Genomic DNA, 24,804 nt, shown 5'->3' with positions numbered 1-24,804 from the left:
AAACAAAGATGCGATTTCCATAGGCGAGAGACCTGCTTCTGCCGGAGATCGCGCTGCTCCCGTAATTGGGAGGCGATCCGACCGGCGCGGCGAGGAGCAGGAGGCGTTTGCCAGCCAGATACGCTCTGTCAGAAGCCGCTGGCGGAAGCCACTGTCTGCGTTGCCGTTTTCGCTCGCCCTGTCTTCAAAGTCGCTTCGATCTGCATTGCCGCCGCGGTAAGTGCGGCCTGCGGCGACTTGGTTCCCAGCAGCGCATCATGGATTTCAACGCCCAGGATTTTTTCGATGGCGGAATATTGCGGGATGTTGGGCCTTTGCCAGGTGTTCAAGAGGTTCTTCTTCGCCAATTGATCGACGAACCGGACGATCGGCGAACTGGCGGCAGCCTCCGGATCGGCGCTGACGGAGAAGCGCGGTGCGACCGGAAAGCCATTCTTCACATGCGCCTTCATCGCCTCGCGCGAGGCCATCCAGGCAATCGCGTCTGCCGCTAGCTCCATACGGTCTTCGGGTAGGTTTGTCGGGATGCAGAACAGAAAGCCGCCGATGGGCGAAACCCTGTTGCCGCCGGGGCCTGAGGGTTGCGGCAGATACTCGACCCGTCGCTTGACCACGGAATGGACGTCGTATTCGAAACGGGCGGCGCGCATGGTCCAGAAATAGCCGAGGCTTGCCTTGCCCTTGAAGAACACCGAAAGCGTCTGGTCCCAGGCCATTTCGAGGATTTTCGGCGGCGAGATTTCTATCAGCCGTCGCATGTAGTCGAGAGTGGCGAAGCCCGCGTCTGACAAAATCGTGCAGCTCAGTTGATCGAGATCGGTGCCATCAAGCGTAAAGCCAGATCGGGTCTTTCGCAGAGAAATTGCCGGCTGCCCACAGGCACCGAGAAAGAATAGGAAACTGGAGGCGATGGGCATGCCGCGGGCGCCATCCCATACGGCACCGAACATGCCTTCATCGGGTGCATGAAAGCTGCGACCAGCGGCGATGACGTCGTCAAAGGTTTTCGGAAAAGCCAGCTCCGCCTCGGCGAAGAGGTCTTTTCGGGCGGCTAGAAATTCCACGGTGCAATAGCCGGGAACGCCATAGTCCTTGCCGTCCCATGTCGCGGTCGACCAGATCGACGGATGAAAGTCCAGAGGATTGATGCCGGTCTTTTGGATGTAGGTGTCGATCGGCCTGACGATTCCGCCTTCGGCAAACTCGCCGAGCCAGGGCATGTTGATGGCGATGACGTCGTAATCGGACACCGGCTTGGCGCTGTTTTCCCGCACTTTCTGATAAAGGTCGGGCAAGGGAAGAAGATCGAAATTCTTGCGCGATGCAAGATTGTTGCGAAAGTCCGCCCACATGTTGCGCATGGCGGAAAAGTAATTGTCGTCGTTCAGCAGGAAGCGCAGTTCGACGTGCGATTTGGCGCGTTCCTGCACCAGCCGCATCGGTGGAATGATCTGCGAGCCCAGCGGTGTGCCACCGAAGTAATACTCATCTTCCTTCTCGCTGGCGCGCAGGCCGAGGATTTGCGCCAACAGCGATTTGGTCTTGCGGGCATAGGCCTCGAAAGAGCGCAGCAACTGTTCGCTGGGCTGCAGTACGAAGCTTTTGCCGGTGGTGCCCTTGGCGACTTTCTGGATACTACCGTCGTCGATCAGCCGGTTGATCAGCCGCATGGACGTTGCGTAGGGAAGACCGGATTCCTGTCCAAGGGTCGATATGGTCACAGATTGGCTGAGGATGTGAGACTTGATGAGATAGGTAACGACGAACCAGATGGCATCTTCACCCGCCGGTTCCACAACGTCTCTGAAAGGACGCCGCGTCTTTTCGATGAAGTCGATGACGCGCAGCATTTCGTATTCGTTCACGACGGCCTCCCAACCATACTCCCGAATTTACGTTAATCGGCAGAGGCGCGTTGCGCCAGTTGCTTCAAACCGATTTCAGGTTCTGAGGCTTTGCGGCTCTGTCCGGCGGCGTCATTCCGGCCAGGCGTTCATACTGTTCGAACAGCACGAAGAAGTCCTTTTCAGCCAGCCCGTCTGCATAGGCAGCCTCGTACTGCTGGCGGATCATCGAAACGAGATACATCGGAACGTGGTCGGATTTCGCAGCGCCGAGAATGAGGTCGAAGTCCTTCATCATCTGCGAAACGGAAAATGCAGGATCGAAATTACGGTTGACCAAAAGGTCGCGCTTATAGGCGATCAGCGGCGAAGCGACCGCACTTTCGCAGATGACTTCAAGCATGGTGTCTACGGAAAGGTTGCCCTTCAGCCCGAGCGTCAGGGCCTCGCCCAGCAATGCGGACGTCGCGCCGACGAGGGCGTTCAGGACGAGCTTGAGATAACGAGCTTCCTCGCCTGGGCCGAGATAGAATCTGCGGGCTGAAAAGCAGGCCAATACCGGGTCTACACGGTGATAGGCCTGTTCAGAGCCTGAGACCATGACAGACAGCATGCCGGAAGACGCAGTCTGTGTGCTGCCTGAAACGGGAGCCCGAAGATAGGCGACGCCCTTCCCAGTCAGAGCGATATCGACTTCAGCGGACAATTCGGGGGAAACGGTGCTCATTTCTATCAGGATCTGGCCGGGCTTCATCAGATCGGCAAGCGTGCCGGGTGCCAATGTCAGACTGCGCAGCACGGCGTCGTTGGGAATGGTAAGGACGATCACGTCCGACGACGCAACGAGATCATCGAGAGAATGGGCGACATTGGCGCCGAGCGCCACGACCGAGGCCCGGTTTTCGGGCAATGGCTCGTAGACGGACAAAGCGTATCCGTTCTCAAGAACCCGACGGCTCATTGGCATTCCCATTTTGCCGATGCCAGCCCAGCCGACTTTCAGTGCGTCGCTCATTCACATTCTCCCTTTCCTGCCAGCGGTATGCCGTGCGGAAATTTCCCTGTCGCTGCTGTGGGTGAATGCTGTTCGAAAGGCATATCTGTTGTGCCTGCACGCGCTTCATCCTCCCGTGAAGATCATAGCGTCGATCAGCGAGCAGATGCTTATCCTAAAATATCCAATCTGGATAAATAAAGGTTTGTCGAAGCATAGGGCATCCCGTAGCTTTCGATGCGGATCGCACGACGGTTCCTATGGGAGGAATGCAAGTCGTCAACAAGTATAGTCTCACGCAGAAATAAATATTTCTGCGAACGGTACTTTGTGGCCGCGCGGTTTGTAAAGTCATCGGAGGAGGATTCAAAATGAGAAATAGAGCTTTTGGCGTATTTGCGTCGCTGGTCTTGCTTTCCAGCACAACTGCAGCATTTGCGGACCCCTACACGGGCGTACCGCGTACATTCCTGTTCAACCCGTCACTCGATGTCTGCTTCAAAGACAATGCGCAGTATAAAAAAGACGGGCCATACACCATCGGATTTTCGAATGCGGGCCTCGGCGACAGCTGGCGTGTGGTCATGCAGCACTCGATGCAGAAGGCTGCATTCGAGCACAAGGATCAGATCAGCCATCTCTTGATCACCGATGCCGGACATGACGACGCCAAGCAGGTCTCCGACATTCAGGACCTGATTTCGCAGGGCGTAGATTTGCTGATTGTCAGCGCGAATACGGAGCAGGCTGTCGATCCAGCCGTGTCTCGCGCGATGGAGCAGGGCATTCCGGTGGTGATGGTCGACCGCCGCGTTTCGTCCAACAATTTCGTCACCTTCGTGACCGCATCGGATGCTATGATGGGCCGCCTATTCGGCCAGTGGATCGTCGAAAAGCTCAATGGCAAAGGCAATATCGTCATTCTTGGCGGACAGGCTGGATCAAGCCCCAACGAGTCGCGTGTCACCGCTGCCAAGCAGGTGCTGGACCAGTACCCAGACATAAAGATCCTCGATACCGTCTATTCTGATTGGAGCCCCGTTAAGGGCAAACAGGTTATGCAGGCGGTGATTGCCAAATACGGCAAGGACATCAATGCCGTCCTCTCCACGCACGGTTTGCAGACGCCCGGCTCTATCGAGGCATTCCTGGATGCTGGCTTCAAACCGGGAGAAATTCCACCGCATACGACATCGGACGTCAACGGCCCCTTGCAGATGGCCCTGAAATACAAGGTTCCGATGCTTGAGGTTGGCTATCCCCCGGCTATGGGCGGTACCGCAATCGAAGTCGCGCTGAAGGTTCTCGCCGGTGCGAAGGTTCCGTGCACCTACGAGATCAATGCGCAGATCGCCACCACTGATGGCGACGAGACGCCATCCATACGTCCTGATGTGCACATCAAAGACATGGTGATGCCGAACGCACCCGCCGACATGCTGGTAACCGGCGGCATGGGTCCCGACTACAACCCCTCGACCTATAAGGTCGATTATCCGCGATAAGTCCTCCCAGGACATGGCGGGGCGTCCCTGGCGCCTCGCCGGCTCTTTTATCGAGAGGATGCGATATGTTGTCTTTGAAGAAAATCTCCAAATCTTTCCCCGGCGTCAAGGCACTGGAGGACGTAAGACTTGATGTCAGGGCTGGAGAAATTCACGCGCTTGTTGGCGAGAACGGCGCTGGAAAATCGACGCTGACGCGCGTTATCGCCGGTGTGTATCAGCCTGACGAAGGCGTTATCGGTTTTGACGGCAACGACGTCAAATGGGCAAAGCCGGGTGATGCCAAGCAGGCTGGCATTCATGTCATCTACCAGGAATTCGTCCTTTTCCAGCATCTCAGTGTCGCGGAGAACATCTTCATCGGCTACGAGCGTCGCAACCGCTTCGGGCTGATCGATCATCGCAAAGCCGCCGCTGATGCCAAAAAGCTTTTGGAGCGCTTCGGCCTCGATCTAGATCCGAAGGCGCTGGTGAAGGACCTTTCGGTTGCCGACCAGCAGATGGTGGAGATTGCCAAGGCGCTCGTCCACGATGTCAAGCTGCTGATCCTCGACGAACCCACGGCTGTTATCTCCGGCCATGAGGTGGAGGTGTTGTTCACCCGCCTGCGTTCGCTGCGCGATGCCGGTGTTGCGATCGTCTACATATCCCATCGGTTGGAGGAGATTTTCGCGCTTTGCAACCGTGTGAGCGTCCTGAAAGACGGTCACTATATCGCTACCCGCGATATTGCCGAGGTGAACCGCGACGAACTGATCTCGATGATGGTCGGTCGCTCCCTCGTGGAGCTGTTCCCCCCGCGCCGGACGCTGCAAGCCGATCGACCGGTTGTCCTTGATGTCAGGAACGTTTCGGTCCCAGGCCGTGTCCGCGATGCCTCCATCACCTTGCATGCCGGTGAAATCACAGGGCTTGCGGGCATGGTCGGTGCGGGCCGTTCTGAACTCGCCTTCGCTATTTTCGGCGCGCTGCGGAAAGCCGGAGGTGAAGTCTTTCTTGATGGCAAGGACATTTCCAAGTTCACACCGGCACGCGCCATCGCTGCCGGGATCGGGCTGGTTACCGAGGACCGTAAGGGGCAGGGGCTGGCCATCCAGCTCGATATCGCCGCCAACATCACGGCGTCGACCTTGCCGAGCGTAACCCGGTTCGGTCTTGTGAACAGCAGACAAGAGAAAGAGATCGCCGAGCGCGAGATCGGTAATTATCGCATCGCCTGTCGCGGGCCATCGACTGCGGTTGCGCAGATGTCTGGGGGTAACCAGCAGAAGGTCATCCTGGCGCGCTGGGCACGAACCAGCATGCGCGTTCTCATTCTCGACGAGCCGACGCGAGGCGTGGATGTCGGCGCCAAGACTGAGATTTACCGGATCATCCACGAGCTTGCCGATCGCGGCATCGCCATACTGATGATTTCCTCCGAACTGCCAGAAATCGTCGGCCTGTCGGACCGCGTTTTCGTGATGCGCGAAGGCGAAGTTACGGGCTCGCTCGATGCGGGTGACATCAGCGAAGAGGCCGTGATGGCACTCGCCACAAACCAGCTTGCGGCGTGAGGCAAATATGAAAAGCATGACGTCCAAATTCACATCACTTTTCGGCGGTTCACGAGCTGGCATCATCGTCGTGATCGCGCTTCTGATCATTCTTGTCATTATCGGCGTTGCGGTATCGGACAGGTTCGGCACCAGTCGGAACATGCTCAATGTCTACGAACAATCGACCGGGCTCGCGCTGGTAAGTCTGGGCCAGACTCTCTCGGTGCTGACCGGTGGCATCGATCTCTCGGTCGGCTCGGTCATCAGCCTGACGTCCATGCTGACCTCGGGGCTTATCAATGGCGATCAGGCCATGGTCGTTCCGGTCATTGCGGGCGTTCTCGTTCTTGGCATCCTTATCGGCGCGGTGAACGGCGGCATCATTATCGTCACGGGCGTTCATCCGCTGATCGTGACCCTGGGAACCGGAGCGATCCTTCAGGGTATCGCGTTGCTTTATGGGCTGGGCCCAATCGGCAAGGTGCCGAAGAGCTTTGACTATTTCGCCTATGGTCGTCTGCCGGGCGGGCTTTCGGTTGGTGCAACGTTCACGGTCGTGCTGTTCGTTCTGGTCGCCTTCCTTCTCGCCCGGACCAGGAATGGCCGCTACATCTATGCTGTGGGAGACGATCCGCATGCGGCAACGCTGATGGGGCTGCCGAAGTCGCGGATCATCATGCTGGTTTACATGGCAGTCGGCTTCTTTGCCGCTCTGACCGGCATATACCTGGTCAGCCGCTTCGGTGTCGGCCAACCCTATACCGGCGCCAACTACACCCTCTCGTCGATTACCCCTGTGGTCGTGGGCGGTACGATGCTGGCGGGCGGGCGGGGCGGCGTACTCGGAACCCTGCTCGGGGTCTACCTCGTGTCGCTGCTCAGCAATCTCCTCAACTTCCTCGGTGTCTCCACGCATCTTCAGCTTGTGGCTCAAGGTCTGGTGATTATCGCTGCCGTATCGGTCTATGTCGAAAAGAGGAGGATAGCGTGATGGCGGTCGCAAAAGTAAACGAGGCAGTCAATTCGACGGCAAGCAGTACCGCATTTCGGCTTGGCGATATCGGAAAGAAATATGGGATATTCCTGTTTCTGATGGCGGCGATACTGCTAACCACGGCGCTCACGCCTGCCTTTCTCAGCCCAGCGAACATCGCCAACATGCTGATGCAGTTTGCGCCGCTCGCCATCGTGGTGATCGGCCAGACCTTCGTGATCCTCGTCAGAGGGCTCGATCTGTCAGTCGCATCGGTGATGGCGACCGCTGCCGTGATCGCCACCAGTTTCAGCGGCCAGGACAGTTCGGCTCTGGTGATCCTGCTCGCTTGTGTCGCCATGGGTGCGGCGACCGGTCTCGCCAATGGTCTGCTGGTGACAAAGCGCAACGTCTCGCCGTTTCTTGCAACGCTAGCAACCATGGTTGTCCTGCAGGGCTTTCGGTTCGCGGCAACTCAGGGCGCACCATCTGGCAATGTACCGCCGGTTTTCCGGGCGCTCGGCTCTGCCACTTTCTACGGAGTGCCCTACAACCTGATGGTTATGGTGGTGCTAGCGATTGCCTTCACCGTGCTGCTGCATCGCGCCGCCTTTGGTCGCCGCGTCTACATCACCGGCGGAAACCCGATCACAGCCCATCTTGTCGGCATCGCTGCCGATCGCGTTACCATGACTTGCTACATTATCTGCGGTGCAATGGCGGCAATGGCCGGGCTGGTGCTCTCGGGCTTCGTTGGGGTCGTCGATAACTTCGTCGGCCGTGGGTTCGAGCTCGATTCCATCGTCGCAGCTGTGATGGGCGGCGTTGCTCTGTCGGGTGGTCGAGGAACCATCCCCGGAGCTCTTGCCGGCGCCGCGATTCTGGTCGTGCTGTCCAATGCCGTCGTGATGATCGGTATGCCCGTGCAGTTGCAGATCATCGTCAAGGGTGTGGTCATCATCGCTGCCGCAACGCTCTACGTCCGCACAGCCAAATGAAGAATTCGGGAGGAGGCGCCATGACGGCGGCATGGTCCTTATCTGAGCCAGTATCGGGAGGATAATATGGCACGTTTAGCAAACAAGGTGGCGATCGTTACAGGCGGAAGCACCGGGATCGGCGAGGCGACCTGCCTGCGCTTTGCAGAGGAGGGCGCCAAGGTCGCGATCTTCGATGTCAGCGTCGAACAGGGTGCAGCTGTGGTACAATCGATCAAGGCCAAGGGTGGCGAGGCGTCCTTCCACCGGGTCGACGTTTCCGAGGAGAGCGATGTCGCGCAGGCCGTGGCCGCTGTCGTCGGCGCGTGGGGCAAGCTCGATATCCTCGTCAACAATGCCGCGGTGACCGGCGTCAACAAGTTCGCGCATGAGGTGACGGTTGAAGAGTGGGATCGTATCTTCGCCATCAACGTCCGCGGCACATTCTTGTGTACCAAGCACGCCGTTCGCCAGATGATGGAGGCGAAGACCGGGTCGATCGTCAATTTCTCTTCGATCTATGGTCTGATCGGCAATGACGACCTGCCGCCCTATCACGCCACCAAGGGCGCCATCCTGTCGATGACCAAGACGGATGCCATCTGCTATGCGCCAAACGGAATTCGCGTTAACGCCGTCCATCCCGGCTCGACCAAGACGGCCCTCTTCATGAAGGCAGGCGAGACCTATCCGGGCGGTCTGGACCACTATCTCGAAATGATGAAGTCGAAACATCCGCTGACACTCGGTGAGCCGATCGATGTCGCCAATTGCGTCCTCTTTCTCGCATCAGAAGAAGCGCGTTTTGTCACTGGCAGCAGTCTGGTCTGCGACGGCGGCTACACAGCACAATAAAAGACAAGGGAGATATGCCATGAAGGCCGTACGCTACTACTCCAAGAAAGATATTCGCGTCGAAGACGTGCCCGCGCCAACAGGTCCTTTGGGCGATGACATGGTTCTGATCGAGCCATTGGTCTGCGGCATCTGTGGAACCGACATCCACGAATATATCGCGGGCCCGATCGTTACCCCGGCGACACCGCATGTCTATTCCAACGCGACGCTGCCGCAGATTCTCGGCCACGAGCTTTCCGCCAAGGTTGTTGCCGTCGGCAAGAACGTAACACATGTCTCTCCTGGTTCGCGCGTCTCGATCCAGCCGCTGATTTCTCCGCGCGACGACTATTATGGTCGCCGAGGGCTCTATCACCTGAGCGAGCAGATGGCTTGCGTCGGTCTATCCTGGGAATGGGGCGGCATGGCAGAACAGGCCGTGGTCAATGGTTACAACGTCTTTCCGGTGCCAGATACGGTCTCGGACGTGCAGGCGGCGATGATCGAACCCGCTGCGGTCGCTCAATACGGCGTTGATCGCGGTGGTGTGACCAGCGGCAGCACCGTTCTCGTCTCCGGCGTCGGCCCAATCGGCGCGCTTGTGTTGCTTGCTACCAAGGCAGCAGGTGCCACCAAGATTTTCGTTTCGGAGCTCAATCACAATCGTCGTGCGCTGGCAAAGGAACTGGTTCCGGATGCCATCGTCTTCGACCCTCGCGAGACGGATACCGACAAACTTTTCCGCGATGAGACGGAAGACGGCGTCGGTGTCGACGTCGCGCTGGAATGCGTCGGTGCCGAGGCTTCGCTCAATCTGTGCGCAAAAGCGGTCCGTCGCCAGGGCACTGTCGTCCAGGTCGGCCTACATGTGAAGCCCGCCGCCATCGACGCCATGCTCTGGGCGCTGAAGGACATCACCGTCGAGGCGACCTGGTGTTATCCCGTGCAAATCTGGCCACGTATCGCGGCCATGATCGGCGCCGGAATCTTCCCAGTCGAAAAGATCGTTACGGCGCAGATCGCACCGGAAGACGTCGTTGAAAAGGGTTTCGAAGCACTCATCGATCCCAAGGCTTCGCACATGAAAATCCTGGTGAACATGAAGGCATGAGCCTGCAAAACAGCCAGTTGGTGGACGGCGGCTGTTCGATCGCCTGAGTTAGAAAGAAGGACAATTCCATGCATTATATCGTTCATTGCCTCGACCACGAAGGCGCCGTTGACAAGCGGCTCGCCAATTACGATGCCCACAAGGCCTATCTCGCCAGCGTTCCTGTCAAGACAGTCATTTCCGGTCCGCTTTTGGCAGAGGATAACGAGACGATGATTGGTTCGCTGTTCCTGATCGAGGCGGACCGTAAGGAAGACGTTGTTGCCTTCAACACTGCCGATCCGTTCACCAAGTCCGGGGTCTGGAAGACTGTCAACATCCATCCGTTCAACAAGCGGGTGGACAACAGATGACCATTATCGAGGAAAAGCCCGTCATCGCGGCCTTGGTTGGTCTTGGCTGGTGGGGCAAGAAGATGGCCACGCTCGTCAATGCGGGCGGTGCGGAGATGCGATTTACCCGCGGCATCGATCCGAATACGGAGGCCGAAGGTTTCGCGAGGGAAAACGGCCTGCAGTTTTCGACAGATATCGCAGACGCGCTTGCCGATCCCGACATCGAGGCCGTGGTGCTTGCGACGCCGCATTCCCTGCACCAGCAGCAGATCGCCGCAGTCGTTGCAGCGGGAAAGCATGTGTTTTGCGAAAAGCCGCTCGACTTGACGAAAGCGGGAGCCGAAGCGTCGGTAGAGCTCTGCCGCAAAGCAGGTCTGGTTCTCGGTATGGGCCATGAACGGCGGTTCGAACCGCCGATTGCCGAAATCCTGGCTGCCGCCAGTAATGGCAGGCTTGGCCGTCTGTTGCAGATCGAAGCCAATTTCAGCCATGACAAGTTTCTGACCCTCGATCCTACCAACTGGCGGCTCAAGGCCGACCAGGCACCAGCTGGGGGCATGACGGCTACAGGCATTCACTTGACCGATCTCTCGGTGAAGCTGATGGGACCGGCGAAGGACGTCCGGGTGCTCTGTGAGAAATTGGCCTCTGAAATCCCCCAGGGCGACACGATGAGCGCGCATATCCATTTCGTCGGTGGCGGCTCTGCCTATATTTCGGCGACTTTGGCGACACCGTTCGTCTCCCGCTTTGCCATCTTCGGAACACTCGGATGGATCGAGGTGCGCGACAAGGCGCATGTCGAGGCGCCAGACGGATGGGTGGTGACGGAGGGATGGAAGGGCAAGCCAATCACGGTGCGGGAGGTCGCGCCCGCCGAGCCGGTCCGCGACAACCTGCGCGCCTTTGCCCGCGCGGTGCGGGGTAGGGAGGACTACCCGATCACCGGAGAGGACATGGTCAACAATATCGCATTGCTGGAGGCAATCGTTCGATCGGCGCAAACCGGCGCCCTTGAACGGGTCTGAGGAGGAAGAGATGAAAGCCCTTGTATTCGAAGCGCCAGACAGACCGGTGATCGTAGATGCGGCCATGCCGGAAATCTCGCCGAATGAAGTGTTGGTTCGCACGCGTGCGGTTGGTATCTGCCATTCCGATTATGAGCTGCTGGCTGGTCGCTATATCATCCCGATTTCCTATCCTGTCACTCCTGGCCACGAATGGAGCGGCGAGATCGTAGACGTCGGGCGAAACGTCACCGGTTTCCGCAAGGGCGATCGGGTGGTTGGCGAATGCGTGGTCAGGACGCCTGAGCGGCTGCACCATTTCGGGTTTTCGCTGAGCGGTGCTGATCGCGAATTCTTTGCGGTCAATCCTGAATGGCTGCACAAGTTGCCAGACGCCGTCGACGACAAGAAGGCGGCGCTGATCGAACCTTTTACCTGCGGGTTCTATGCGGTCCTGCGTTCAGGTGGCACCAATGCAAGCGAAACCGTCGTCGTTTCAGGCGGCGGAACCATCGGTCTCGTCTCTGCGGCCGCAGCGATCGGCATGGGTGCAAGGGTGATCGTCGTCGATCCGCTGGCAACCCGCCGCGATGTCGCCTTGAGGCTTGGTACCGAGGTGGCGATCGATCCAACCGATGGCGGCGCTGTGGAAAAGATCAGGGAACTGACCGGTGGTCATGGCGCCGACCTCGTCATTGAGGCATCGGGCCACGATGCGTCGCTGGCCGCCACCTTTGACTATGCGCGTGAAGAAGGTCGGGTCTCGATGGTCGGCATCAATATTGGCCGTAAGGTGCCGGTCATGCTCGGCAATATCCAGATGAAGAACCTGACGGTACGCGGCTGCATCGGTTCTCCCGGTGTCTGGCCCGCGGCCATCCGCTTCCTCGAGCGCACAGGTCTCGACCTCTCGCCGATCCAGACGCACGACTATGCATTGACCGACGCAGTGGATGCCTTCGCCTTCGGACAGGACCCGACCAAAAGCATCAAAATCACTCTGTTGAATGGCTGAACCCATGGCGGATGCGAGGCCTAAGTGCAAGCCGATGGTCACGAAATTCTGGCCGAAGCATTCGCTGAACAAGGAGATACCCGATGAGTGAGGAGGCCCGCAGTGGAATGGCCGCAACCGGTTACTTTGCCGAAGAGAACTCCGTGGAGACCGTCAACGCACGGATGGGGAAGGACGTCGATCCTCGTCTTGCCAAGGTTATGGCGAGTCTCGTCAAGCATCTGCACAGTTTTGCCGGTGAGGTCGAACTGACGCAGGAGGAGTGGGAGTTCGGTATCGCGTTTCTCACCCGTACCGGCCAGATGTGCACGCAGGAGCGGCAGGAGCTCATTCTCCTTTCCGATACGCTCGGTCTGTCGATGCTGACAGATGCAATCAACAATCGCCGGCCTGACGGAGCGACCGAAAATACCGTATTCGGTCCTTTCCATGTCGAAGGTGGGCCCGTACGTCAGATGGGGGACGAGATTTGTCTGGACGGCAAGGGCGAGAGTTGCCTGTTCATCGGGCGTGTGCTCGATCTTGAGGGAAAGCCGATCGAGGGCGCAAAGATCGATGTCTGGTCGGACAATGCTGAAGGCTATTATGATGTCCAGCAGCCGGATATCCAGCCGAAGTGGAACAATCGCGGCGTCTTCATTACTGGTTCCGACGGAGAGTACAGCTTTATCGGCATCAAGCCGGTTTCTTATCCCATTCCGGACGACGGGCCGGTCGGCGAGATGCTCGCGCATCTGGGTCGGCATCCATACCGCCCGGCGCACATGCATTACATGGTGCGAGCAGAGGGTTTTCAGAAGCTCGTGACGCACACATTCGTCGGCGGCGATCCATATCTGGAATCGGATACCGTCTTCGGTGTCAAAAAGTCGCTCGTCGCGCCGTTCCAGCGTGTGGAGCAGGGCGATACACTTTGGCGATCGGACTTCGATTTTGTTCTCGCCCGCCCGGACCAGACACGATAGGAGCCACACGTGAATACGTTCGTCTACAACGGAAATCCCGCCCGCGTCATTTTTGGCAGCGGCACGGTTTCGCGCCTCGGCGAAGAGGCGGACCGGCTGGGCGTCAAGCGCCTGCTGGTGCTCTCGACGCCCGAACAGGAGGCGCAGGCCCGCGAGATCGCCGCACATCTCGGCGCGCGTGTCGCAGGTACCTACGCCAAGGCTCAGATGCATACGCCGGTTGAGGTGACCGCGGATGCGATGCAGACAGTCGAGCAGTTGGGCGCAGACGCAGTCGTATCGATCGGCGGCGGATCGACGACAGGGCTCGGCAAGGCGATCGCCTTTCGTACCGACCTGCCGCAGATCGTGGTGCCGACGACCTATGCAGGATCGGAGGCGACACCCATTCTCGGCGAGACGGAGGCAGGCCGTAAGGTCACCAAATCCGATCCGCGTATTCTACCAGAAGTCATCGTCTACGATGTCGACCTGACCCTGACTCTGCCGCTTTCCCTGTCGGTGACGAGCGGTATCAATGCTGTCGCCCATGCCGTCGAAGCGCTTTATGCAGCCGAGGCCAATCCCATCGTCTCGATGATGGCGCAGGAGGGTATATCGGCGATCACTCGCGCCTTGCCGCTGATCCAGACCGATCCGCAGGATCGCGCCGCACGCGCCGATGCGCTCTATGGTGCCTGGCTGTGCGGCGTTTGCCTGGGTTCGGTCGGCATGGCTCTGCATCACAAGCTGTGCCACACGCTCGGTGGGATGTTCAACCTGCCACATGCGCCGATGCACACAGCCGTCCTGCCGCATGCGGTTGCCTACAATCGCGACGCTGCTCCCGAAGCGATGGCACGGCTATCGAAGGCGCTCGGCGGCGGAGACCCCGCCATTGCGCTCTACGATCTGGCCGACCGGCTCGGCGCAACCATGTCACTGAAAGATCTCGGCATGCCCCCAGACGGAGTCGAAGCGGCGGTCGAACAGGCAATGTCCAATGCCTACTGGAACCCGCGCCCTCTTGAGCGTGCAGCGCTCAAGGAATTGCTTGAACGTGCCAACACCGGAGAGCGCCCGACAGGCGACTGAAGAGCGGACGTATCATGATGTATTGGCACAGACGTCTCAAACAGACCATTAAACTCGCAGATGACCAGAAGGACTTTAACCGATGCTAGCCATCCGTATTGCACTGTCCGATCCGCAAAAGGCCGAAGCGCGGTTGGAGCATCTCGAAGATCATAAAAGATACCTACGATCGGGCAGAGTTGATGTGTTACAATCGGGGCCGATCGACGACGGTGTGGGAGCGGTGACGGGAGGAGTTGTCGTCGCCGAAGTCGTTTCACTCGATGACATGCACGCGTTCAGCGCTGGCGATCCGTTCGTGATCAATGGTGTCTATAACCGTGTGAACGTCTTCGAATGGAAGCCGACAATCAGCAACTCTCGTTGACCATGTAACGGGTCTGTCTTTTGAGGAGGAGACAAGATGAAGAAAAAGCTTTTATTGGCGTGGAAACAAATTTGCCATTGGCTGGCGGATGCAGGCAGCGCCCATTGCGGTTATCAAATCGATGATGTTCAAAAGCCGTTGAAATATCTGGCGCCACGGCGCGTTTCCGACCAAAAATAATAGGTCTGGGATGCACCACCATGACCGCCCCGCAGATATCAACGTCGACTCGCCTTGATTCTCGGACGTCGCTCTCGATGACCGACAGGTTATCCGTACGTGAGCCCGCCGGCTAGCAAACAACGTCTCACTATACAACAGCGACAGATCGCTCAAAGCCGACGAGGGATTTGCGGGCACGAAAGAGTTTTAAATTCTGGGAGTTGATTTCTCGGATATTTACGAGCAGCTTGACACGCCGAACTGCGGCGCAGATCAGAGCCAAGTGGCGGAATAGGTGGTCTTGGCATTGATCCGTATGCTGTATTGAAACCTTAGGATCCGACGGTGCGTATTCTACTCGTTGAAGACGATAACATTCTCGGTTCGTCCCTCCAGAAAGCCCTAGAAAAACATGCCTATGGCGTGGACTGGTTTCGGGATGGTGTTTCCGGGCTCGAAGCTGCGGAAAATGCGGTTTTTGCAGCTGTGATCCTCGATATCAATTTGCCCGGTCTCAACGGGATAGGTGTCCTGAAAGGGTTGCGTCAGAAAGGCAACACGGTGCCGGTGCTGCTTTTGACGGCGCTCGATGCCGTACGGCAGAAAGTTGAGGGGTTGGATGAGGGGGCAGATGATTATCTGGTCAAACCCTTCGATTTGGACGAACTTTTGGCGCGGCTTCGCGCACTGATGAGAAGGCGGGAGGGGCGCGCAGAAAGTGTGATCCGGTGTGGCGATCTGGAGGTAGATCCATCTGCGATGGTCATCCGCAAGGGTGGCACACAGCTACATGCAACCGCCAAAGAGTTCCATCTGCTCAAGTTGCTGATGGAGCGTGCAGGTCGTTATGTGACCAAGAACGATATTGAATACGCGCTCTACGATGCGTCCACTCTGGTCGAGAGTAATGCGATTGAAGTCAATATCTACAATCTTCGAAAGAAGCTTGGGACGGACGTGATCAAGTCGATCCGTGGCGTGGGCTATATGATAGAGCGATGAAAAACTCGACACTTGCGCGCAAGCTCTTTCTCAGAATAGCCCCGGTCGTCGCGGTGGCCATCGTCGTCATCGGTGTTTTCGCCTTCAACAGCGCGACTCGAGAAATCGACAATATCTACGATGCCCAGATGATCAACGACGCCAACGTCATGTGGGGGTTGCTGCGTCATAGGCTCGAGGACCCGGCGCGCCAAGGCTCACACAAGATCGGCGATATCGATTTCAACATGGACAATCAGCTTGCCCTCAACGAGGACGCGGATGATTACGCCGACGCACATATGGTCCGTGCCTGGGTGGGCGATCGCATTGCGGTCTATAGCAGCACGGCGTTTTTATCCGATGTGCCGCCTCGACCGGTCGGCTTTAGCGATTTTTCTTATAAGGGCGAAGCATGGCGCATTTATTCGCTTCGCATTCCAGACACGGCCATCGTACTTGAAGTCGGCCAGAAGGATACCCTGAGGGCAACGCTGGTTGCCAATATTCTTCTCAATCTGTTTTTCCCGCTGCTCGTTATTCTGCCGATCATCGCCGCGCTGATCTGGCTAGGCATCAACAGCAGCCTCAGCACGATCCATGATCTGGTCCGCCAAATCCGCACGCGTTCTCCCGACGACCTCTCTGCCATTCCCACAGGGGCTCTCTCGCGAGACTTGCTGCCGTTGGGCCGCTCTATCAATCAGCTTCTCGTCAAGCTCGGGAATTCCCTGACGCTCGAAAGGCGCTTTTCCGATCTGGCCGCTCACCAGTTGCGAACGCCGCAGGCCTCGGTGAAGCTGCTATTGCAGATGCTGCAAAATGCTGACGATGAAGCGGAGCGCGGCCAGCTCATTTCAGCTTTGGTGGAAAGCAACGACCGGGCGTCTCACCTCATCGAGCAGCTTTTGCGGCTTGCGCGGGTCAGCCATCACCCACTTCGAGTGGAAAACGTGCCGCTCTATCACATGACTGCGTCCGTACTGGCTGAATTTGGCACGCTCATCAACAGCCGTAACCTGGATGTTTCGCTGGAAGGCGAAGAGGACGTCGAGGTCCAGACCGATGGGGCCGCGGTGCGAACGATCATCGTCAACCTGATCGACAATGCGGTGAAATACTCCGTCGTCGGGGGGCGGGTGGCGGTTGTCGTTGCGAGAGAAGACGATGCCTGCCGTCTGTCGATCAGCGATTCCGGTCCCGGTATTCCGCCGGAAGAGCGATTTTCCGTGTTCCAGCGTTTCTACCGAGTCGAGACGCTGCAGACGGAAGGATCGGGTCTTGGCCTCGCTATCGTTGCGGATATTGCCGAACGGCTGTCGATCAAGATCGACATGGGCACGCCGGATTGGGGCACCGGATTGAAGGTCGATTTGCATATTCCTCAAAATGTTTGACGATTTCAGTTTCGCTTCATTTTGACCTAAGCTTCGGCTCATCAGCCCTTGTTATGACCTCTGCCAGACGACAGGCAGGAATTGGTTCATGCAAGTGTTTTGCGATTTTGACGGAACGATCTCGGTCGGTGATACGACGGATCAGGTTCTTACACGATTTGCCCACCCGGAATGGGAATTCATCGAACAGCAATGGCTGCGTGGCCTCATCGGCTCGGCAGAATGCACGCGCAAACAGATCGCGCTTCTTAACGTCACGCCGCATGATCTCGATGAACTGCTCGATACTGTTACGATCGATCCGGGTTTTCCCGCCTTCCTGTCCGCCTGCAAGGCATGGGATGTACCGGTCACCGTCGTCAGCGATGGTGTCGGCTATTTCATAGGCCGTATTCTGGCCCGCCACGACATCGCTGATCTGCCCATCATTGCCAACGTGTTGACCCAGCATCAGAACGAAGACGGCGTCGCCTATTCCGTCAGCCAGCCATTCGCTGAACGTAACTGCGGCACCGGCTCAGGCGTGTGCAAATGCGCGGTGGTCGAAGCCGTTGGCGGCACGATCTATATCGGTGACGGTCGCTCGGACTTCTGCGTCTCCGACAAGGCAGACATCGTGTTTGCAAAAGATAAGCTTGCCGATCACTGCCGCCGGCAGGGCATCCCCTTCATTCCCTTCAACACCTTCACCGACCTTCTTCCCCGCATCACGTCGATCTTGTCCGACGGAGCACAGTCTTACCGTGCCCAGACGCAAACCCTGATCGCGTGAACCATCCTGAAAGGCATTTTTATGCGTAGCAATGTCATACCCGTTCACACAGCAGCCGATTGGCCACACGAAAAAACCGAAGAGGAACTACGTCTTCTGGAGGACACCTATTGTTCCCATGGCGATACGGTTCACTATTCACCAAAGCCGAAATTCTTCACCGAATGCAGCGGGTCTTATCTTTACGATGAAGGTGGCACGGCGTTTCTCGACCTCCAGATGTGGTACTCCGCCGTCAATTTCGGCTATCGCAATGAACGCCTGAACGCGACGGTTCACCGCCAGCTCGATCGTCTGCCGCAGGTGGCATCCCAGTATCTGCACCGCGAAAAGGTCGAACTTGCTACACTGATCGCTCAGGATGCAGAACAGAAGTTCGGCCACAAGGGCCGGGTGCATTTCAACGTTGGCGGCTCGCAGGCCATCGAGGATTCGCTGAAGCTTGTTCGTAATTACACTGGCGGAAAAAGCCTGATGTTTGCCTTCGAGGGTGGCTATCATGGCCGCACACTCGGCGCGTCGGCCATCACCTCGAGCTATCGGTATCGCCGCCGCTACGGCCATTTCGGTGACCGCGCACAGTTCATCGAGTTTCCCTACCATTTCCGCGGGCCTAAGGGCATGTCGAAGGAGGAATATGGTGAAATGTGCATCGCCAAATTCGCCCGCCTATTCGAAAGCGAATATAACGGCGTCTGGGACCCCAAGGTCGGCAAGAGCGAATACGCCGCATTCTACATCGAGCCCATTCAGGGAACCGGCGGTTACGTCATTCCACCGATGAACTTCTTCACGGGTTTGAAGAAGGTTTTGGATGACCACGGAATCCTGATGGTGGTCGATGAAATCCAGATGGGTGTCTATCGCACCGGCAAACTCTGGTCGGTGGAGCACTTCGGTGTGTCGCCCGATGTTCTGGTATTCGGCAAGGCCATCACCAACGGGCTGAACCCTCTGTCCGGCGTCTGGGCCAGAGAAGAGCTGATTAACCCAACGGTATTTCCTCCGGGTTCGACGCATTCGACCTTCGCCAGCAACCCGATGGGAACAGCGGTTGCGCTGGAAACCATGAAGATGCTGCAGGAGGAAGACTTCGGCGCGGCGATCATGGCCAAGGGTGCGTATTTCCTGGAAGGCTTGAAGCAGTTGCAGCGTTCCCACGCCATCGTCGGTGAGGTGGATGGACTGGGTCTTGCTCTGCGTATGGAGATTTGCCAGGACGACAGTTATACGCCCGACAAGGCCACGATGGACTGGCTGTGCGACGAAGGCATGAAGGGCGACTTGCAAGTGGGTGCCAGCACCTATGGCCTTGTTCTCGATGTTGGCGGCTACCACAAGAACGTCATCACCTTCGCACCGAACCTGTTGATCAGCTATGAGGAGATCGATCTTGCGCTCGCTCTTCTCGATCAGTTGCTGATCCGCGCTGAACGGAGATAGGACCATGCAACTCCTTCTCCTTCATCTCGATGACGCGTTGGAGTTGCAGCCCGGTTTCGTGCGCGCCTGTGTTGCCGCAGGCGCGTCGCAACATGTCGACAAGGATGCGGGCAGGGATGTGCGGCTGTGGAGCAAGCGGCGTCAGCTCAGTGAGCTCGCCCGCAGCCTTTCCAAGAACGGATGTGCCCTTAATGGGCAACCCCGGCTTTGCTTTATGGGTTCAGGCGATTTCCACCACATAACGGCTCTGCTGCTCGACGCCGCATTGGAAAAGCAGCCCACCCCAACGACGCTTATTCATTTCGACAATCATCCCGACTGGGTAAACTTTAAAGGCGGGTTGCACTGTGGGTCATGGGTCAACAGTGCGTTGGAAAATCGCAACATCGACAAGGTCATCACCATCGGCGTGTGCAGCGACGATTTGCGCAATCCCGAGCGCAAGGGTGCCAACCTCAAGTGGCTCGCACAGGGCAGGCTCGAGCTTTATCCCTATTCGCATCCTCCAAGCCGAGTGTCTTCCTATTATGGAAACGGGCCGAGTTTTCGTCAAGAAGCTGGTGCGCTTCACTGGCGCTCGATTTGCGGGATCGGCGAGGAGAATTTCTTCGAGGAAATCCTCGGTCGCATTCAGACGCCATCGGTCTATATCTCCATCGACAAGGATGTTCTGGCTGCCGATGACGCCGTCACCAATTGGGATCAGGGCGGTATGCGGCTGCCCTATCTCCTTTCCCTCATCAGCGAAATCGGCAGGCGTCATCGCATCATTGGGGCGGATGTCATCGGTGATTATTCCGCGCCTGCCTATTCGGGAATGCCCTGGACGCAGATTGCCAAGAGGGTCGAAAGCCTGATCGATCAGCCGCGTCTGCGTCAGGACAAATCGGCGATCGAGGATGTCAACAGCGCGGCAAACTATGCGCTTCTGGATATTCTGGCGGAGCACATGCAATGAACGGCAGCCTGACCCTCACCATGCTTGGCCTGATCTGTTTCTGCATCCTTGCGGAAACGGCGCGCGAAGTCTGCTTCAAATATGCTGCCAATGACAGCACCCTGGCCGCCACTCTGGTCAAGCCCGTCACATGGGCTGGCATCGTCTTCTGGGCACTCGAATTGATGAGCTGGACAGCAGTTCTGGAAAAAGTGCCGCTCTCCGTTGCCTTTCCTCTGATGGCGTTGAGTTACGCCGCAATCGTTGTGGCAGGGGCCATTTTTTTCAAGGAACACATCAACATCAATCACGCCTTGGGGGTGTTTCTCATCACCTCCGGCGTCGTCTGTGTGGGAGTTACAGGATTATGAAAATTTTCGCACATACCAAATGGGATGTCGCCCCGGTCATCGCAGCCGTCGCGCATCTGGCTTTCGACGTCTACCTGATCGCCGGTTTTCACAGCCGACCGCTTTGGCTTTCCGGCGTTCTCGGTTGTCTCTACGCCATTTCTATTTCGTGGAATATCAACAGCATATCCCACAATTTCATCCACACGCCCTATTTCAAGCCAAAGTGGATGAATTACGGGTTCAGCCTGTTGGAATCGGTCGCTATCGGGTTTTCCCAGACCTATTATCACTGGATCCACATGCGACATCATTCTGGCAACAGCGACAGGCCCGATGAAAAAGGCGACACGGTCGATCTCCTGTCGATCTACCGCCACGGTCGCAACGGTGAGCCGGAAAATGTCTGGTCATATACCTTCCTCAGCTTCTTTCGCGACGACATCGGAGACATCCACAAGGCCATCGCGAAGAACCGTCCCTTCGACGCCAAATGGGGACGTTTGGAGCTGGTGGTCTTTCTGGCCGTGGTCGGTGCGGCCTTGCTTTACGACTGGAAAGGGGTGCTGTTCTTCGTACCCTTCTACTATCTCGGCAACTGCCTCTCGTCGCTGAACGGATATTACGAACATCTGCACGGTGATCCCGATGTCCCGATTGCCTGGGGCGTCAGCAGTCACAAGTCGTTCTACAACTGGCTGTAGTTCGGCAATGGCTATCATGCAGAACACCATTACCGCCCGAAAATCCACTGGACGAAACTCAGCACGCTGCACGAGCAGATCAGGGCCGAGCAGGAGAGAGCGGGCGTACACGTCATCAGCACCTGCCACGCACTGGGCTTCATGGCCAAGGAAAATCGTGAACTGGAGCTTCATCGTGACATCTGATGCGTTGAGTTTTTATCTGGAAGGAACCAGTTGCAGAGGTGTGCTGCTGGTTCATGGCCTCACCGGTGCGCCATCGGAAATGCGGCTGGTCGCCCGGCAACTCAATCGCAGGGGATATAGCGTTTATGCACCCCTTCTGGCCGGACACGGTTCCGACGTCGATGCCCTGCGCCGTTCAAGCTGGCAAAACTGGCTGGACAGTTTGATCGACGCGGCGGCGCTGCTGGCGGCCCGAACGGAAGAAGTCTTTGCGGCTGGCATCTGCGTCGGGGGCAAGCTTTCCATTCTGGCGGCGGATGCCCAACCTGACACTATCCGGGCGGCTGCGGTCTACTCGCCTTGCTTTGGTTACGATGGCTGGAACGTGCCATTCTATTACCCGCTTCTTTCCCATCACATCGACTGGCTTTCACACGTCCCTTTTCTGGATCGGCTGAGTTTCAGCGAAACGCCTTCGATGGGTATCAAAGACCCGCGCATGCGCCGGATGATCGAGGGCATGGCAAGTGAAGGCATTCTCGAAAAGTTTCCCGGAAAGGGGCTGATCGAGATGCATCGACTGGGCAAGGCGCTCAAACAAAGATTGCCTGATATCCATACGCCGACGCTGATCGTGCATTCGGTAGAAGACGATCTCAGTCATGCCCGGCATGCCCGCTACATCAACGATCACATCGGCGGATCGCATGAACTGCGATGGATCGAAGACAGCTATCACATGATCCATGTCGACCGGCACCATCGCCAGGTCGCGGATTTCACCGCCGATTTTTTCGAGGCTCATCATGCTGCATCTCGTTCATAGCCCCGTTGCCGTCGGCACTGGAGACACGGTCGCCCACATCAGCAAGACGCTTCACGACATCGACCCTGCGGCGTGGAACCTGTGCTTTCCTGCTCAGGTCGAAGACTATGATTGCTTGCTGGCCATCGAGGAGGCTGGTCTTGCGGGCTTCGAGTGGCGCTATGTCACGCTTATCGAAAATGACATGGTCGTTGCCGCCATGCCCTTCTTCATTTGCCCTTACGCGCTGGATACAACGCTTGAGGAGGGGCCTGTCCGACGGATTGTGCGACGGATGCGGCAATGGTCCCCACGGTTGCTGACAATGCGGCTTGCATGTCTAGGTTCGCCCTGCACAGAAAACGCTGCCATCGGTTTTCATCCCGATGTCGCCGACAGCCAGCACGCGACGCTGTTTAGCCGGTTGCTGAGTGCTTTCGAAGCCTATGCGACCGATGAAAAATGTACGCTAATGGGAGTGAAAGATGTACCGGAGACGACGCCGTTTGCGCGGGTCGATGTTCTCCGTGAACGCGGTTTCGCCACCATCGGCAGTCTGCCGACAGCCTCCCTCGACATCGATTTTACGACCATCGAAGACTATCTCGAATGCCTATCTGCCAGCACACGCAAGGATATGCGCCGCAAGCTGAAGTCGCTTGAGAAAGTGCGCATCGAAACGAGAACAGATTTTGCCGATTTGTTGCCGCAGGTCATGGCGCTCTATCATGATACGCGCAACCGCAGCGAATGGCAGTTCGAGGAGCTGACGGAAGCCTATTTCTCCGGCATTTTGGCGCGGATGGAAGGCCGCGCCTTCTGCACCTTCTACTTTGTCGATGATACGCTGATTGCGGCCAATCTCCTGGTTCATGATGACGAGACGCTGATCGACAAATTTTTCTGCATGGATGGAGAAAAGGGCCGTGCCTACAATCCCTATTTCCTCAGTTGGTTCACTAATCTGCGCTATTGTCTCGACCATGATCTGACCAGGTATCAAAGCGGGCAGGCCTATTACGAAAACAAGATCAGGCTCGGCAGCGCGTTGACGGCCAACAGCATGTTCTTCCGTCATCGCAACCCCATCATGCACGCGTTGCTCAAACTGCTGTCGCCGATTTTTTCTACGGATGAGGTGACGTGATGACCCCGATTCGTCTGTCGTGGCTGGCAGTGCCGGTGCTCAACACGCTGTTTCAGATTTTCATCAAACGCGGTGCCGAGGATATGGGCGAGACCGGCGGGATGTGGCATTGGCTTGGCGGTGCGCTCCAGTCTCACTGGGTCCTCGCAGCCATCGCAGTCGAGATTATCTGCTTCTTCCTCTGGATGAAAATCCTCTCCGAACTTGATCTCAGCAAGGCATTTCCCCTGTCCGCCGTCAGCTACGTTATGGTGATCGCCAGCGGATGGCTGATTTTCGGCGAGCCTGTCATGAGGCTTCAGGTCATCGGAAGCATCCTCATCCTGACGGGTGTCTGGTTGATTGCCATCGCCAGTAAGGGTGAAGACAAAACGCACGAGGTTACCGAAACGCAATGTCGCGCATCACTATGATCTGGACGCGCGCTTTTGCCGGATGTGGGAGTACTACCTGTCGACGGCGGAAGCGGCTTTTCGCTACGAGGATCTGGTCGTGTTCCAGATTCAGATCACCAAACGCAACGATATCGTCCCAGTCACGCGCGGTTATCTCTATTCTCGCTCAAAAAGCGATCTGGAAAGACCGATTGAGCGAAAAGCCAATGATGTTCTGGTCCGGTGAACCGAGAACGCTTGTGATCGGGCTCGATGCGGCATCATTCAAAAGCCGGTCGTATTTATAATAGACTTGCGCCCTCCAGGCGGGAGAAATGGTGTAGGTGGCTGCAACTGCCACACCGACGGACTTCAATCCACCGTCCGCATCGAAGGCATCAAGACGTCCATTTCTCGCGGACTCGTCCGGTGTAATGCTGAAGTTCGTATTCATATAGGCCGAATTTGCCAGTGAGGCGCGGCCTCCTACGGAAAAGACGAGCTTGTCGTTGACGGGCAAAAACCAGTCAGCCGCCAAGTCTGCCACAAGGCCTTCACCGTCCCACAGTGCCTGGCGCGTTTCGACGCGTAGCCGCAATTTTTCCTCGACGGGCCAATATTGTATGAAGGCACCCGCATCGATTGCCCAGTCTACCTCTTGCAGGCCAATCACGCGCCGGTCGTCCGAAATCGACCGGCCAGAGCGAAAGCCTGCAACGGGACCGAATTCCACACCTGAAAACTCCAGCAGCGTATAATCGATGTTGTCATCAGGCGCGCTATAGTCCGCTGCCTCGTCCATACGCCTGATATCGAAGGATGGAATGAAACCTACCGAGTTTCGGCTGGCACCCGGATAAGATGGCCCATACTCCGTGGAACCACCAATCGTCACGATCCAATCAGTTGACGCGTGCTGTGGAGCATCTTGCGCCGAGGCCTGATATGCTGGCACCATCAAGATCAGAAAGAAACCGGCGCTTGAACAACAACCACGCCAGCGCTCTGAAGAACCCATATCGCCT

25 protein-coding genes and 2 pseudogenes are annotated in these 24,804 nt (G+C 57.3%); 24 read left to right on the top strand and 3 right to left on the bottom strand.

What is annotated here, in order from left to right:
• Positions 1 to 128: 128 nt before the first annotated feature.
• Both QRN55_RS19200 and QRN55_RS19195 read right to left on the bottom strand, forming a co-directional pair.
• Positions 129 to 1,865 carry an extracellular solute-binding protein gene (locus tag QRN55_RS19200; protein WP_284777932.1) on the bottom strand — a complete coding sequence of 579 codons (1,737 nt, stop codon included), beginning with the start codon at positions 1,863 to 1,865 and terminating at the stop codon, positions 129 to 131.
• 64 nt (positions 1,866 to 1,929) lie between these two features.
• Positions 1,930 to 2,859 carry an NAD(P)-dependent oxidoreductase gene (locus tag QRN55_RS19195; RefSeq protein WP_284777931.1) on the bottom strand — a complete coding sequence of 310 codons (930 nt, stop codon included), beginning with the start codon at positions 2,857 to 2,859 and terminating at the stop codon, positions 1,930 to 1,932.
• A gap of 350 nt (positions 2,860 to 3,209) precedes the next feature.
• Between QRN55_RS19195 and QRN55_RS19190 the strand changes: the two genes are divergently transcribed.
• The 24 genes and pseudogenes from QRN55_RS19190 to QRN55_RS19075 all read left to right on the top strand — a co-directional run.
• Positions 3,210 to 4,343: an ABC transporter substrate-binding protein gene (locus QRN55_RS19190; RefSeq protein WP_112500561.1), complete on the top strand. Its 1,134-nt coding sequence runs from the start codon at positions 3,210 to 3,212 to the stop codon at positions 4,341 to 4,343.
• 65 nt (positions 4,344 to 4,408) lie between these two features.
• The gene (locus QRN55_RS19185) at positions 4,409 to 5,899 is read left to right on the top strand and encodes a sugar ABC transporter ATP-binding protein (protein WP_284777930.1); all 1,491 of its coding nucleotides are present in this window, start codon (positions 4,409 to 4,411) and stop codon (positions 5,897 to 5,899) included.
• 7 nt (positions 5,900 to 5,906) lie between these two features.
• A complete protein-coding gene (locus QRN55_RS19180) occupies positions 5,907 to 6,872 on the top strand; it encodes an ABC transporter permease (RefSeq protein ID WP_284777929.1) in 966 nt (321 codons plus the stop codon).
• Positions 6,872 to 7,852 carry an ABC transporter permease gene (locus QRN55_RS19175; protein WP_284777928.1) on the top strand — a complete coding sequence of 327 codons (981 nt, stop codon included), beginning with the start codon at positions 6,872 to 6,874 and terminating at the stop codon, positions 7,850 to 7,852. Before QRN55_RS19180 ends, QRN55_RS19175 begins: the two co-directional genes overlap by 1 nt.
• A 66-nt stretch (positions 7,853 to 7,918) precedes the next feature.
• Complete coding sequence (locus tag QRN55_RS19170) at positions 7,919 to 8,686, top strand: SDR family NAD(P)-dependent oxidoreductase (protein WP_284777927.1); 768 nt, start codon at positions 7,919 to 7,921, stop codon at positions 8,684 to 8,686.
• A gap of 19 nt (positions 8,687 to 8,705) precedes the next feature.
• Positions 8,706 to 9,779, top strand: a complete 1,074-nt coding sequence (locus QRN55_RS19165; protein ID WP_284777926.1) for a 2,3-butanediol dehydrogenase — start codon at positions 8,706 to 8,708, stop codon at positions 9,777 to 9,779.
• A 68-nt stretch (positions 9,780 to 9,847) separates the two neighbouring features.
• Entirely contained in the window at positions 9,848 to 10,132 is a 285-nt protein-coding gene (locus QRN55_RS19160; protein ID WP_284777925.1) for a YciI family protein, read from the top strand.
• Positions 10,129 to 11,142, top strand: coding sequence for a Gfo/Idh/MocA family protein (locus tag QRN55_RS19155; protein ID WP_284777924.1), 1,014 nt, complete (start codon positions 10,129 to 10,131; stop codon positions 11,140 to 11,142). Before QRN55_RS19160 ends, QRN55_RS19155 begins: the two co-directional genes overlap by 4 nt.
• A 10-nt stretch (positions 11,143 to 11,152) precedes the next feature.
• Positions 11,153 to 12,136 carry a zinc-dependent alcohol dehydrogenase gene (locus QRN55_RS19150; protein ID WP_284777923.1) on the top strand — a complete coding sequence of 328 codons (984 nt, stop codon included), beginning with the start codon at positions 11,153 to 11,155 and terminating at the stop codon, positions 12,134 to 12,136.
• Positions 12,137 to 12,219: 83 nt separating this feature from the next.
• Positions 12,220 to 13,101, top strand: coding sequence for an intradiol ring-cleavage dioxygenase (locus QRN55_RS19145; RefSeq protein WP_284777922.1), 882 nt, complete (start codon positions 12,220 to 12,222; stop codon positions 13,099 to 13,101).
• A gap of 9 nt (positions 13,102 to 13,110) precedes the next feature.
• Positions 13,111 to 14,175, top strand: a complete 1,065-nt coding sequence (locus QRN55_RS19140) for a maleylacetate reductase (RefSeq protein ID WP_284777921.1) — start codon at positions 13,111 to 13,113, stop codon at positions 14,173 to 14,175.
• 82 nt (positions 14,176 to 14,257) lie between these two features.
• Complete coding sequence (locus QRN55_RS19135) at positions 14,258 to 14,542, top strand: YciI family protein (protein ID WP_284777920.1); 285 nt, start codon at positions 14,258 to 14,260, stop codon at positions 14,540 to 14,542.
• Positions 14,543 to 14,578: 36 nt separating this feature from the next.
• A complete protein-coding gene (locus tag QRN55_RS19130; protein ID WP_284777919.1) occupies positions 14,579 to 14,722 on the top strand; it encodes a hypothetical protein in 144 nt (47 codons plus the stop codon).
• 327 nt (positions 14,723 to 15,049) lie between these two features.
• Complete coding sequence (locus QRN55_RS19125; RefSeq protein ID WP_284777918.1) at positions 15,050 to 15,706, top strand: response regulator transcription factor; 657 nt, start codon at positions 15,050 to 15,052, stop codon at positions 15,704 to 15,706.
• Complete coding sequence (locus tag QRN55_RS19120) at positions 15,703 to 17,082, top strand: sensor histidine kinase (RefSeq protein WP_284777917.1); 1,380 nt, start codon at positions 15,703 to 15,705, stop codon at positions 17,080 to 17,082. Before QRN55_RS19125 ends, QRN55_RS19120 begins: the two co-directional genes overlap by 4 nt.
• An 88-nt stretch (positions 17,083 to 17,170) precedes the next feature.
• Positions 17,171 to 17,854 carry an MtnX-like HAD-IB family phosphatase gene (locus tag QRN55_RS19115; RefSeq protein WP_284777916.1) on the top strand — a complete coding sequence of 228 codons (684 nt, stop codon included), beginning with the start codon at positions 17,171 to 17,173 and terminating at the stop codon, positions 17,852 to 17,854.
• Positions 17,855 to 17,875: 21 nt separating this feature from the next.
• The gene (locus tag QRN55_RS19110) at positions 17,876 to 19,297 is read left to right on the top strand and encodes an aspartate aminotransferase family protein (RefSeq protein ID WP_284777915.1); all 1,422 of its coding nucleotides are present in this window, start codon (positions 17,876 to 17,878) and stop codon (positions 19,295 to 19,297) included.
• A 4-nt stretch (positions 19,298 to 19,301) separates the two neighbouring features.
• The gene (locus QRN55_RS19105) at positions 19,302 to 20,255 is read left to right on the top strand and encodes an arginase family protein (protein ID WP_284777914.1); all 954 of its coding nucleotides are present in this window, start codon (positions 19,302 to 19,304) and stop codon (positions 20,253 to 20,255) included.
• Positions 20,252 to 20,605, top strand: coding sequence for a DMT family transporter (locus QRN55_RS19100; RefSeq protein ID WP_284777913.1), 354 nt, complete (start codon positions 20,252 to 20,254; stop codon positions 20,603 to 20,605). The genes QRN55_RS19105 and QRN55_RS19100 overlap by 4 nt, the downstream gene beginning before the upstream one ends.
• Positions 20,602 to 21,474, top strand: a pseudogene (locus QRN55_RS19095) (fatty acid desaturase family protein). The gene QRN55_RS19100 and the pseudogene QRN55_RS19095 overlap by 4 nt, the downstream one beginning before the upstream one ends.
• Complete coding sequence (locus tag QRN55_RS19090; protein ID WP_284777912.1) at positions 21,464 to 22,279, top strand: alpha/beta hydrolase; 816 nt, start codon at positions 21,464 to 21,466, stop codon at positions 22,277 to 22,279. Before QRN55_RS19095 ends, QRN55_RS19090 begins: the two are co-directional and overlap by 11 nt.
• The gene (locus tag QRN55_RS19085; protein ID WP_284777911.1) at positions 22,260 to 23,405 is read left to right on the top strand and encodes a GNAT family N-acetyltransferase; all 1,146 of its coding nucleotides are present in this window, start codon (positions 22,260 to 22,262) and stop codon (positions 23,403 to 23,405) included. The genes QRN55_RS19090 and QRN55_RS19085 overlap by 20 nt, the downstream gene beginning before the upstream one ends.
• On the top strand, positions 23,405 to 23,818 hold the full coding sequence (locus QRN55_RS19080) for an EamA family transporter (RefSeq protein WP_284777910.1): 414 nt from the start codon (positions 23,405 to 23,407) through the stop codon (positions 23,816 to 23,818). Before QRN55_RS19085 ends, QRN55_RS19080 begins: the two co-directional genes overlap by 1 nt.
• 4 nt (positions 23,819 to 23,822) lie before the next feature.
• Positions 23,823 to 24,026 (top strand): annotated as a pseudogene (locus QRN55_RS19075) (SAM-dependent methyltransferase); the annotation flags it as partial.
• Here QRN55_RS19075 and QRN55_RS19070 read toward each other — a convergent pair.
• Positions 23,967 to 24,674, bottom strand: coding sequence for a MipA/OmpV family protein (locus tag QRN55_RS19070; RefSeq protein WP_284777909.1), 708 nt, complete (start codon positions 24,672 to 24,674; stop codon positions 23,967 to 23,969). The pseudogene QRN55_RS19075 and the gene QRN55_RS19070 overlap by 60 nt on opposite strands.
• Positions 24,675 to 24,804 lie beyond the last annotated feature (130 nt).

The organism is Agrobacterium sp. lyk4-40-TYG-31 (genome assembly GCF_030209855.1).
Lineage (GTDB): Bacteria > Pseudomonadota > Alphaproteobacteria > Rhizobiales > Rhizobiaceae > Agrobacterium > Agrobacterium vaccinii.
Note: the sequence above shows the minus strand (reverse complement) of the source record. Positions and strands in the feature narration are given on the sequence as shown.

Bases quoted from the DNA above. Each gene is read 5' to 3' on its own strand.
- QRN55_RS19175 (WP_284777928.1), top strand. From the start codon at position 6,872: ATGGCGGTCGCAAAAGTAAACGAGGCAGTCAATTCGACGGCAAGCAGT.
- QRN55_RS19145 (WP_284777922.1), top strand. From the start codon at position 12,220: ATGAGTGAGGAGGCCCGCAGTGGAATGGCCGCAACCGGTTACTTTGCC.
- QRN55_RS19115 (WP_284777916.1), top strand. From the start codon at position 17,171: ATGCAAGTGTTTTGCGATTTTGACGGAACGATCTCGGTCGGTGATACG.
- QRN55_RS19120 (WP_284777917.1), top strand. From the start codon at position 15,703: ATGAAAAACTCGACACTTGCGCGCAAGCTCTTTCTCAGAATAGCCCCG.
- QRN55_RS19135 (WP_284777920.1), top strand. From the start codon at position 14,258: ATGCTAGCCATCCGTATTGCACTGTCCGATCCGCAAAAGGCCGAAGCG.
- QRN55_RS19080 (WP_284777910.1), top strand. From the start codon at position 23,405: ATGACCCCGATTCGTCTGTCGTGGCTGGCAGTGCCGGTGCTCAACACG.
- QRN55_RS19165 (WP_284777926.1), top strand. From the start codon at position 8,706: ATGAAGGCCGTACGCTACTACTCCAAGAAAGATATTCGCGTCGAAGAC.
- QRN55_RS19085 (WP_284777911.1), top strand. From the start codon at position 22,260: ATGCTGCATCTCGTTCATAGCCCCGTTGCCGTCGGCACTGGAGACACG.
- QRN55_RS19170 (WP_284777927.1), top strand. From the start codon at position 7,919: ATGGCACGTTTAGCAAACAAGGTGGCGATCGTTACAGGCGGAAGCACC.
- QRN55_RS19190 (WP_112500561.1), top strand. From the start codon at position 3,210: ATGAGAAATAGAGCTTTTGGCGTATTTGCGTCGCTGGTCTTGCTTTCC.
- QRN55_RS19195 (WP_284777931.1), bottom strand. From the start codon at position 2,859: ATGAGCGACGCACTGAAAGTCGGCTGGGCTGGCATCGGCAAAATGGGA.
- QRN55_RS19160 (WP_284777925.1), top strand. From the start codon at position 9,848: ATGCATTATATCGTTCATTGCCTCGACCACGAAGGCGCCGTTGACAAG.
- QRN55_RS19185 (WP_284777930.1), top strand. From the start codon at position 4,409: ATGTTGTCTTTGAAGAAAATCTCCAAATCTTTCCCCGGCGTCAAGGCA.
- QRN55_RS19150 (WP_284777923.1), top strand. From the start codon at position 11,153: ATGAAAGCCCTTGTATTCGAAGCGCCAGACAGACCGGTGATCGTAGAT.
- QRN55_RS19105 (WP_284777914.1), top strand. From the start codon at position 19,302: ATGCAACTCCTTCTCCTTCATCTCGATGACGCGTTGGAGTTGCAGCCC.
- QRN55_RS19180 (WP_284777929.1), top strand. From the start codon at position 5,907: ATGAAAAGCATGACGTCCAAATTCACATCACTTTTCGGCGGTTCACGA.
- QRN55_RS19155 (WP_284777924.1), top strand. From the start codon at position 10,129: ATGACCATTATCGAGGAAAAGCCCGTCATCGCGGCCTTGGTTGGTCTT.
- QRN55_RS19110 (WP_284777915.1), top strand. From the start codon at position 17,876: ATGCGTAGCAATGTCATACCCGTTCACACAGCAGCCGATTGGCCACAC.
- QRN55_RS19100 (WP_284777913.1), top strand. From the start codon at position 20,252: ATGAACGGCAGCCTGACCCTCACCATGCTTGGCCTGATCTGTTTCTGC.
- QRN55_RS19130 (WP_284777919.1), top strand. From the start codon at position 14,579: ATGAAGAAAAAGCTTTTATTGGCGTGGAAACAAATTTGCCATTGGCTG.